Source organism: Psychrobacter sp. FME6, assembly GCF_014861365.1.
Classification (GTDB): domain Bacteria; phylum Pseudomonadota; class Gammaproteobacteria; order Pseudomonadales; family Moraxellaceae; genus Psychrobacter.
The window spans coordinates 1-10,626 of record NZ_RRYW01000098.1 but is presented as its reverse complement, the minus strand read 5'-3'; the positions used below and the strand labels follow the sequence as shown (position 1 = coordinate 10,626).

Sequence of the window (10,626 nt, the reverse complement as noted above, 5' to 3'; positions counted from 1 at the left end):
ATATAGCGATAGATGCTCATGTGACTAATACCACCATGAACGCCGGCTATTTGTTCAGGACTCCAGCTGTCTTTTAGCTTATCTGTGACCCAATCCCATACGTCAGCGATGATGCTGGGCGCATTGTTTGACCGTCTGTCACAAGCCTTGTTATTAGCATTCTTTGCTCGGTAACCGCGCAGGCCTTTATTACGCCTAAGCTCTCTTGATATGGTGCTGGGACTTCTGTTTAACGCCCTCGCTATAAATTTAATACTATGTTTTGCCCCTTTAAGGGCATAAATCTGGTATCGTTCACCTAGGCTTAGATGTGTATAGTTCATGGTTGCAATCTCACTTTGGTCGGTGGATAAAAACTTTGATGCTAGCGCATCTAGGTCTTTTTTTCACCTCACATTTGGTATTGCACTTCATGTGTTAATCTAAGCTTCACTATTAAACAGCAATCTTGGCTTTACGAATGTAGCAAAACTTTTGTATGATGGTCTTTTTGAGGATATCAAAGCATGAGCACCACATCAGCTACTGTTAACACGATAGATCAAGACGGCCCTATTACCTCTCCTACAGGTCAACCAAAAATTGGCATCATCATGGGCTCACAATCTGATTGGGCGACCATGAGCGCCGCAGCACAGTTGCTCGCAGACTTTGATATCGCTTTTGATTGTGAAGTAGTCTCGGCACATCGTACCCCAGACAGATTGTTTGACTACGCTAAGAGCGCCAAAGGTAACGGTCTACAAGTGATCATCGCTGGGGCTGGCGGTGCAGCGCACCTGCCTGGCATGTGTGCCAGTCAAACACCGCTGCCTGTTTTTGGGGTTCCTGTGAAATCATCCATGCTCAGTGGTTGGGACAGCTTGCTGTCTATCGTGCAAATGCCAAAAGGTGTGGCAGTTGGTACCTTAGCGATTGGCACAGCTGGCGCTTATAACGCTGCCCTGCTGGCGATTCAGGTCTTAGCCTTGCATGATGACTCGATTGCGACTAAGCTGGATACTCTGCGTCAAGCGCAAACCGACACCATTCTTGCTAGCCCAACACCTGGTATTATCAATAACTAATGACCTATTAGGGCGTGTCCTCAATCTAAACGATAATACCTAAATGGGCTAAAAGTGCACGTCACTTGATATTTATTTTTAGATGAGCTTTACTTAATATAAGGTGCATGCAATGCACCTTTTCCTATTTTAATCGATTGATTTTTAGATTTAATACACCAACACATTATTCATTTTTAACTCAAAGAGCCTACCATGACTACAGCCAACGCTTACCCTGTTACCCAAACCATTCGTACCATCGGGATTTTAGGTGGTGGTCAGCTTGGTATGATGCTTGCCGAAGCAGCCATACCACTGGGCTATCAATGCGTATTTTTAGAAGACAATACTGACTGCCCGGCCAGTTTATATGGTCGTGTGTTTAGCAGTGAGCAATTAGAAGACTTCATTGCCGCAGCGGATGTATTTACCTTAGAATTCGAAAACACACCGACTGCGACTGTCAAACAACTGACTGACTTGTCAAAATCTGGTAGCAAACAAGGCATGTTTCCACCGCTGATTGCGCTCGATATCGCCCAAGACCGCTTAAAAGAAAAGCAGATGTTTAACGCGCTTGATATTGCCACTGTACCGTTTATAGAAGTCAATTCTGAAGCCGAATTAAATCAGGCTTGTGCTGACTTGGGACTGCCTATCGTCCTAAAAACCAGCCGCGGTGGTTATGACGGCAAAGGTCAGTTCGTTATTAAACAACACAGCGATATCAAAGCTGCTTGGCAGGAACTCAAAGATGCCGTCAGTGGTAAAGGCTTACTGACACCAACGCCCGCCCCGCTAATCGCAGAAGGCTTTATTGACTTTAGCCGCGAGGTTTCTATTATCGCTGCACGCGCCCAAAACGGTCAAGTTCGCTGCTATGACTTGGTCGAAAACCATCACCATCATGGCATTTTAGCCAAAACCCAAGCTCCTGCCGTTGGTACCAGTCATTTATTTAAGCAAGCAACTGATGCCATTACCATGATTATGGATCATCTCGATTATGTCGGCATAATGGCACTTGAGCTATTCGTGACCAAAGACGCACGCGGTAATGATGCATTACTGGCCAACGAGATTGCCCCGCGTGTGCATAACTCTGGGCATTGGAGTATTGAAGGCGCAATCACTAGCCAGTTTGAAAATCATATCCGAGCCGTGGTCAATTTACCACTAGGCGATACCGATAATGTCCATCCAGCGATTATGCTCAATGTCTTGGGTCAGTATCCTGATATCAGCGCAGTACTAAATATCGACGGTGCTCATTATCATAGCTATCATAAGGCTGAGCGTGACGACCGTAAAATTGCTCATATTACCTTGATGCCCAACGATGTTGCCGATTTAGAGCCCGCATTGACCAAGCTGGTCGCGGTCTTGCCTAATAAAGTGGGCCTTGATAAAAAGACGACTGCTATAAATAGCCAACCAAAAACTGAAGATGACTTAGCTAATGCTAAAAAATCTAAAACGGATGTTAAAAATAAAACAAGCTCACTCAATAACGATAACCAGCAAAAAGAGGCTCAAGTAGCCCCGATTAAAGAAACCTCGACTAAAGCAGATAAGGCCAAAAAATAATGCAAATTTGGGTGGATGCAGATTCAGTGCCATTGATTGCTAAAGACTTGATTATCAAAACCGCTGAACGCACACAAACCATGGCGATATTCGTCGCCAATCAACCGATTAAACTGCGTAAGTCACCACTGCTGGTTATGACAGTGGTGCCATCAGGGTTTGATAAAGCCGATGATTATATCGTCGAGCAGATACAATCAGGCGATTTGGCGATCACCAGCGATATTCCTTTGGCCAATGATATTTTGGACAAAGGCGGTATGGTATTAACGACACGCGGCGTGGTCTACGATAAAAACAATATCAAGCAAAAGCTTAATATGCGCGACTTTATGGACACCATGCGCGGTACAGGCGTGCTCGAACTGCAAGAGATGAGCGGACAAAAACCTTATGGTGACCGCGACAAAAAAGCCTTTGCCGACGGCCTTAACCGCTTGGTGCGTTAGTTTTTATAGCAACTAATTTTGCAGCTTAACTTTTCTACATTTTCTTAAATAGTTGAGCAAATTTACAAAAGATACAGTGCTACTGGTATGAATTTTTTGCAGCCTCTGTCACGCCTGCGAACAGCAAGCAAAAAAAATTATAGCAGTAGCACGTTGTTAGAAACGTATTTCTTTCATTTTAGCCTAACTATACGCTCTGGGCTTCCTTGCAAACCGTATACATTCCATAACTAAACACTATGCAATCGGCACGCTTCATAACGAAGTATGCCGACTATTGTTGTTACGCTATATTCAGTTTTAACAACAATAACGTGTATAAAAACCAATATAACAATAGGAATGATTATGAAAATTTTAGTGATTGGTGCAAGTGGTCGAGTGGGTACGGATTTGGTTAAGCAGCTATTAGCGGATAACCATCAAGTGGTTGGCACCACCCGCCAAGAAAAAAAGCTATTTGACGATAAGAATTATAGTCAGCTAGATTTAGACATTACCGCTCATAAAGACGCGATTCAAAAGCAGATTGATAAAGATATCGACGCGGTCTATTTTGTCGCAGGTTCTGGCGGTAAAGATGTCTTAGAAGTTGATTTGCATGGTGCGGTCAAAACTATCCAAGCAGTACAAGATAAAGGTATTAAACGTTATATCATGCTGAGTACAGTATTTTCGTTAGACACCAGCAAATGGGACAGTCCGGGAATTGGTGATTTAAAACAATACTATATCTGCAAACACTACGCCGATCAGTGGTTGGTGAATGACAGCGAGCTTGATTACACCATCGTTCAAGCAGGTGCGCTAAAAGAACGTGCAGCGACTGGTAAAGTTGCCATCAATGATGATAATGCGGGTGAAAACTCAATTGAAGATGTCGCCACGACTTTAGCCGCTGTACTAAAAGCAGATAATACTATCAACAAAGTATTTAGCATGCATAATGGCGAAACAGCTATAAATGACGCTATCGCAAAACTATAGTTCGTTTTAAAATAGTTAGTTCTAAATAAAAAGAGCGAGTAGACCTTTCGGCTTACTCGCTCTTTTTAATGACTATCAAATAGATAACTACTTAATAGCTAATTACTCAATATAGTTGATGCACTTTAAAACCGGTACAAGTGCTACTGGAATAAATTTTCGCAGCCTCTGTCACGCTGGCGAACAGCAAGCAAGAAAAATTTATTCCAGTAGCACGTGGCTATTTACTTTATTATAATCGTATCGATTTTATTTAGAGCCACTCAATCAATAACTAACTATGCCAAACCACTTGGAAACGAAATTACTTCCTCTAAGCTCTTCGCGCCTGTGAGCACCATCAGCAGCCTATCAACACCGACTGCAATACCGCTACAAGGTATTAAAGCATCAGAGGCCGCCAATAGATGCTCATCGATGGGCATTTTCGGCAGATGATGACGCTGACGTAATTGATTGTCTTGCTCAAAACGCGCCCTCAATGCCGCGCCATCTGCCAGCTCGTCATACGCATTAGCAATCTCAATGCCATTAATATAAAGCTCAAAGCGCTTAGCAACTTTATTACCGTCTTTGTCCAAAGCAGTTTTAGCCAAAGCGGCAGTCGCTGGCGGATAATCAATAATCAGCGTCGGTAAATCATGACCCAGATTGGGCTCTACTGCGTGGCTAAACAATAAATCCAACCAGCTCTGACGGATATCGTCTTTGCTATCGATTGTGCTATTTACATCATTATTAAAATCAAAACCTATCAAACCTTTGTCTTCTGCCACCGCTCGTAGTGCTTCAAGACTGGCAGTCAGCGGATGGATGCCCACAAAATCCATAAACGCATCAACATAACGGTAATGACTCATCACGACAGGATAGCCATAAAGCGTCTCTAATAGCTCTCCCAGCTCAGCGGCCATATCATCTAGGCTATAATTGGGCTGATACCATTCGAGCATGGTAAATTCGATATTATGGCGTACGCCTATTTCATTATCTCGAAAGACGGAACAAATCTGATAAATAGGTACTTGCCAACTGGCGAGTAAACGCTTCATGGCAAATTCAGGCGAGGTATGTAAATAATAGGCACAGGGTTTATCCTGATAAGTGATTTGCGCGGCGACTGACTGCAAAAAAGTATCGGTATTTCCTGCTTGTGATAGTAGCGGCGTCTGTACCTCCAATACTTGGCGACTGGTAAAAAACTGACGGATATCGTTTATGAATTGCGCGCGCTGCTGCGCCATGGCTAAAGTTATGGTGGGAGCATAGCTAGGCTGAGTAGGAGAACTACTTACTTGGTTACTTGCTTGGCTCATTGCTATCTACACTGCCTCATCAATTATAAAAGTAGGATTCTAAACGGTATTGTTAACCCTTAAAATTGCCATTCACGGCGCAGACGATAATCACGGCGCAATTGATCAAAGTCAGCGCCCCTTACTTGACCATTCACTGTTTTGTTCCTCAATGCAGCATCGTCTCGCATGATATCGTAGAATTTTATCAACCTATCTGGATGGGCTTTTAACTCAGACCATAAAAACATATTAAGCGTCAGTAGATTGTGCATAGTTTGAGTGGGTGTGACATCCAATTTCTCACATAGAGCATCATAGATGATTTGCGTGCCACGCAGCTTTCCTTCGACCGTATATCCTGCGATATGCGGCGTAGCGATAGCGAGCTTGGCAAGCAAACTCTCCGCCACTTGCGGCTCATGCTCAAACACATCTAACACCACTTGCCGCTTAGTAGAGTTGATATCGGCTTCAAGGTCATCTGCATTAACCACAGGGCCTCGCGCACTATTAATAAGCATGGTATGCGGCGACATCATTGCTAGAGACTCTGCATTGATAAGATGCCGCGTTGGATAATCACTACCGTTGCTGGTTTTATCCTCACCTTTTTTATCTGTTAACGGGACGTGAAGGCTGACCACATCACTTTGGCTAAGCACTTGCTCGAGACTGGCGTTGTTGATATCTGAAGACGGCAATAGAGGATCATAGCCCAATATCTGCCAACCCAAATCACTCGCGTACTGCGCAAGTGTGCTACCGATATTGCCAATACCGATGATACCCAGCGTTAATGGCGTTATAGATTGCTGCCAATACTGTGGACGTAAAGTCAATATAGCGGTCACCACATACTGCGCGACTGAGTGCTTGCTACAACCTGCCGCATTGGCAAAAGTAATATTACGTGCTGCCAAATAATCTTGGTCAACATGATCAGTGCCGATAGTTGCAGAGCCAACAAACTTTACACTATCATTGTTAGCCAACAATGCTTCATCTACTGGGGTCACAGAACGTATCAACAACATGTCTGGCTGCAAATCTGCAAGCAATTGCGCGTTGATATCACGTCCAGCAACCGTGATAATATTCACAGTCTGTTCAGTCATTTGTCCAAGCGTAGAGGCATTAAAAAATGCATCCAAGCTGGCGATATTACTATCAGCCACAATAGTAATATTGTTAGTTGTATCGAGCCTATTTTTCATAGTATTGGTAACCATTTTATTAAAATTTATAACAGTAGCACGTTGCTATGGATGTATTGTTTACTCTGTTTCATTTGCTGGCGGCATGGCTTGAGGCGCAGATAATTCTACTTCTTGTGGGGCAAATATCTCGTTTTTATGCTGCGATATCCATTCACGCCACACCGCAAGCCCGATTGCCAACACCACAGGGCCAATAAACAGCCCAACGAAGCCAAACGCTGTTAGCCCCCCTAAAACCCCAATGAAAATAATAATAAAAGGAATTTTGGTGGCGCCACTAATGACGATAGGACGAATTAGGTTATCAACCCAACTGATAATAAATATACCCCATAATGCCAAGCCAATACCTTCTACGGTGTGCCCTTGGCTGAGTAGCCAAATCGATACGCCGCCCCAAACGAATGGCGTCCCAAATGGAATCAATGCAATGATAAACGTCACAATGGTCAGCAAAATAGGGCTAGGCGCATCGGCGAAATAATAACCAACGCCCGCTAGCATGGCTTGTGCCAAAGCCGTTAGGCCAATACCATATACTACCGCACGCGTGGTCGTACCTACAGAATCAATATAGCCGTCGATACGGTTACCGATGATATTACGCAATGCCTGGCGGATTTGTCGCACCAAGCTCGTCCCATCACGATAAAAGAAAAACAGCGTCATCAGCGCCATACCGAGCTTGGCAAGACCACTAAACACCACATCAAACGCGACTTTGCCATAATATAAATGTGACTGCACCCAAATACGAAAGGCTTCGAGTGTTCCCTCAGGGTTTTTATTAATTCTCCACAATATATCTTTTACCTGCTGCCCTATCACTGGTAAATCTTTGATGGAGTCTGGCACATCCAAATAACCCACTTTGATACGATAGATTAAATTGCTGATTAGGCTCAAAGCTTCTTGTTGTAAAATAAAAATCCCAATGACCAGTGGCAAACCTATAATTAAAGAGATGCTTACCGTCATAATAGCGGCACTAAAACTGGGGCTCAGCTTTACCTTTTGGTAAAAAAAGTTATAAACAGGAAAGGTCACATACGCTAAAATCGCCGCCCACAGTGCTGGCACGATAAAGAACTGTATCACCTGAAAACACAATACGAACAGTACAACCAATAAGGTAATAGCCAGCAAGCGCTGAATAATAAATTCTTTTGTCCAGTTTTCAATCATAGCGTATAAACCAAGGGAAGACAGCAAAGACCTATCGTGGCTTCGCTGACAAGTTTATAAATGGGTGATGAATATCAGTTCATAGAGTATACCTATAAAAGAGTATATCCATAAACGGTATTCATTTACGAGGGTAGAGAGTCATCAATATACAGGTAAAGAACTGCTTTAATCGCATGAATTCATAGAATACCGTAACATATTTATGAGCTATCTTTTTTATTAAAATAAAGTAATAACAAAGCAATTATCTCGACTCATTATGCAACAAAACAGGATATTTATATAACGCTATGTTGTAACCTTTACTTACAACTTTATTCATATAAGTTTACTGGCTGATACCACCCCCAATGAGAGGCTAATACATGGCTTTAGTAAGTATAAACAAGGAACGAAAACCCTTTTTTATATTCATGCTCTAAACGGATATCTTGCAAGGTAATTCACTGGCGCGTTCTATTTGTCACGACAATTGATGTTATACTAAAGCGACTATTTTAGGCTTTTTAATACGGCTAAGTTGGTTTGACCTCATTTATTTTGGGCGTTATACAGACACAGCATTTTTTAAACCTTGTGCCAAAACCCGCTTTTATCGTCCTACTCTAAACCATATAAGAACCAACTTTTAGAGCAGCACTATAATTTTGGCTATTACGCATAAGCCTAGCCTTTATAAGCACTTTTTATAAGTACTAATTATATAGACACTGTTTATCGCTTATTTAGCTACAGGTTTATGCAGGATTTAAGCTCGGCGTATCGGTTCACTATTCGAACTCGATATAAAAAAGCGCTATTTTGAGTTAATTTTCGGATTTTCTTTAAGTTTATTTTAAACCAATACTGACTCACCAAATTTTAAATACTATATCGATAGGAACAATAACAATGTCAAAAGACAATGATAACCCCAACCTTAATACCTCAAATGAGGACAGTAAAACCAATAAAACACAAGATACCGTCACTTTTGCTTTGGCGCAGTCACATTTTTTAGTGGGTGATATCACTGCCAATGCCGAAAAAATGCGCACACTAGCGTTGCAAGCCCGCGAGCAAGGTGCCGATGTCATTATTTTCCCAGAGCTTGCATTACTAGGTTACCCACCGCAAGATTTATTGCTGCGTCCAAGCCTATCAGGCCGCATCAAAAGCGCTTTATCGACCTTAAGTGATATCGACGACATCGTTATGATTGTCGGCTATCCCCATGTCGACCATCACGGTACGTTTAACTCAGCGGCTATCCTACATAATGGTCATCAAAAAGGCTTTTATCACAAGCAAGTTTTACCAAACTATGGCGTGTTTGATGAGCGTCGTTACTTTGATAAAGGTCGCAACCAAGTTTTGTTTGACTACAAAGGCATTACTATCGGCCTGCTCATCTGTGAAGACTTATGGGAAAAAGGCCCCATTGCTGAGCTTAAAAAACAAGGGGCAGATCTGGTTATCAGCTTAAACGCCTCACCTTTTGAGGTCGAAAAACAAGACAACCGTAAAACAATGCTGGCCAAACGTAGCCGCGAAAACAACTTACCTATCATCTACCTCAATGCTGTTGGTGGTCAAGATGACTTGGTGTTTGACGGTGGCTCTATGGCGGTACAGGCTAACGGTAGCGTTGCACACGAAGCGCCACGTTTTATGAATCAGTTGCTTTTAGCTACTTTGGATGTCAAAACAGCCACGTTCGACAGCCAAGCCAAAACACCGTTAACGCTGAGCCGCGAGTCAGAGATGTATCAAGCATTGGTCGTTGGTTTACGCGACTATATCAATCACTCAGGCTTCGCAGGTATCATCGTTGGGCTATCAGGCGGGATTGATTCGGCATTGACGCTATGCATCGCAGTTGATGCTTTAGGTGCTGATAAAGTATACGCGGTGATGATGCCGTATGAATATACCTCTCAAATCAGCCTAGAAGATGCCCAAGCGCAAGCTCGTCGCTTAAACGTTTCTTATACCGTCTGTCCTATTTTTGATGCGGTCGAAGGCATCCGTCATACTCTAGCCCCCTTATTCAATAAATCGCCAGCAGACACCACCGAAGAAAATATCCAAGCACGCGCGCGCGGTGTTATTCTGATGGCACTGTCCAATAAGTTTGGGCATTTGGTCATCACTACGGGTAATAAGTCTGAATTAGCGGTTGGCTACTCGACGTTGTACGGTGATATGGCAGGTGGCTTTGATGTCCTAAAAGACGTTTATAAATCACAAGTTTATAAACTGGCCAGCTATCGCAACCGTTTAGAAGATACCCCTGTCATCCCTGAGCGCGTCATCACTCGCCCACCATCGGCCGAGTTACGCCCAGATCAAAAAGATCAAGACAGCTTGCCTGACTATGACGTGTTAGATGGTATCTTGATGTCTTACATCGATGAAGACATGGGCTATCAAGACATTATTGATAAAGGTTTTGATGCTGACTTAGTAGCTAAAGTTATCAAAATGGTTGATAACAGCGAGTACAAACGCTCGCAAGCACCCATCGGTACCAAAATCAGCCACAAAGCCTTTGGCCGCGAACGCCGCTATCCATTGGTGAATAAATGGTCAGTAAAAGGCTAAGCAAATTGAAACGTTAGTACTTGCCCAACGACTATTGCTTAGTGGTTGGGCAACACTGACCACTTAACCCTTTTACAAAAAATCAAACAATTTTATCATTAGCTGGGTGCTTACCCAGCTTTTTTAGTTTCTTAGATTAACACATGAAGTGCAATACCAAATGCGAGGTGAAAAAAAGACCTAGATGCGCTAGCATCAAAGTCTTTATCCACCGACCAAAGTGAGATTGCAACCATGAACTATACACATCTAAGCCTAGGTGAACGAT

9 protein-coding genes are annotated in these 10,626 nt (G+C 42.9%); 5 read left to right on the top strand and 4 right to left on the bottom strand.

Annotated elements, in window-relative coordinates:
• The coding region (locus EI162_RS11955; RefSeq protein ID WP_192524566.1) for a helix-turn-helix domain-containing protein at positions 1-323 on the bottom strand (323 nt) is incomplete at its 3' end.
• 183 nt (positions 324-506) lie between these two features.
• On the opposite strand from EI162_RS11955, the gene purE reads away from it, so the two are divergent.
• The 4 genes from purE to EI162_RS11935 all read left to right on the top strand — a co-directional run bounded on the left by purE (position 507) and on the right by EI162_RS11935 (position 4,072).
• Entirely contained in the window at positions 507-1,067 is a 561-nt protein-coding gene (gene purE / locus EI162_RS11950; protein ID WP_192524565.1) for a 5-(carboxyamino)imidazole ribonucleotide mutase, read from the top strand.
• 195 nt (positions 1,068-1,262) lie between these two features.
• Positions 1,263-2,636, top strand: coding sequence for a 5-(carboxyamino)imidazole ribonucleotide synthase (locus EI162_RS11945; RefSeq protein WP_192524564.1), 1,374 nt, complete (start codon positions 1,263-1,265; stop codon positions 2,634-2,636).
• Positions 2,636-3,085: a DUF188 domain-containing protein gene (locus EI162_RS11940; protein WP_192524563.1), complete on the top strand. Its 450-nt coding sequence runs from the start codon at positions 2,636-2,638 to the stop codon at positions 3,083-3,085. The genes EI162_RS11945 and EI162_RS11940 overlap by 1 nt, the downstream gene beginning before the upstream one ends.
• A 348-nt stretch (positions 3,086-3,433) precedes the next feature.
• On the top strand, positions 3,434-4,072 hold the full coding sequence (locus tag EI162_RS11935) for an NAD(P)H-binding protein (protein ID WP_192524562.1): 639 nt from the start codon (positions 3,434-3,436) through the stop codon (positions 4,070-4,072).
• 278 nt (positions 4,073-4,350) lie between these two features.
• On the opposite strand, the gene epmA is transcribed toward EI162_RS11935, so the two are convergent.
• Genes epmA through EI162_RS11920 form a run of 3 tightly spaced genes read right to left on the bottom strand, consistent with a single transcriptional unit; the run spans position 4,351 to position 7,772 of the window.
• Positions 4,351-5,388: an EF-P lysine aminoacylase EpmA gene (gene epmA, locus EI162_RS11930; RefSeq protein WP_192524561.1), complete on the bottom strand. Its 1,038-nt coding sequence runs from the start codon at positions 5,386-5,388 to the stop codon at positions 4,351-4,353.
• Between the two features lie 59 nt (positions 5,389-5,447).
• Positions 5,448-6,584 (bottom strand): 4-phosphoerythronate dehydrogenase, encoded by a 1,137-nt coding sequence (locus tag EI162_RS11925; protein WP_192524560.1) that lies wholly within the window; start codon positions 6,582-6,584, stop codon positions 5,448-5,450.
• 60 nt (positions 6,585-6,644) lie between these two features.
• Positions 6,645-7,772 (bottom strand): AI-2E family transporter, encoded by a 1,128-nt coding sequence (locus EI162_RS11920; RefSeq protein WP_192524559.1) that lies wholly within the window; start codon positions 7,770-7,772, stop codon positions 6,645-6,647.
• 894 nt (positions 7,773-8,666) lie between these two features.
• On the opposite strand from EI162_RS11920, the gene EI162_RS11915 reads away from it, so the two are divergent.
• Complete coding sequence (locus tag EI162_RS11915) at positions 8,667-10,358, top strand: NAD+ synthase (RefSeq protein ID WP_192524558.1); 1,692 nt, start codon at positions 8,667-8,669, stop codon at positions 10,356-10,358.
• The last annotated feature ends 268 nt before the right edge of the window (positions 10,359-10,626 follow it).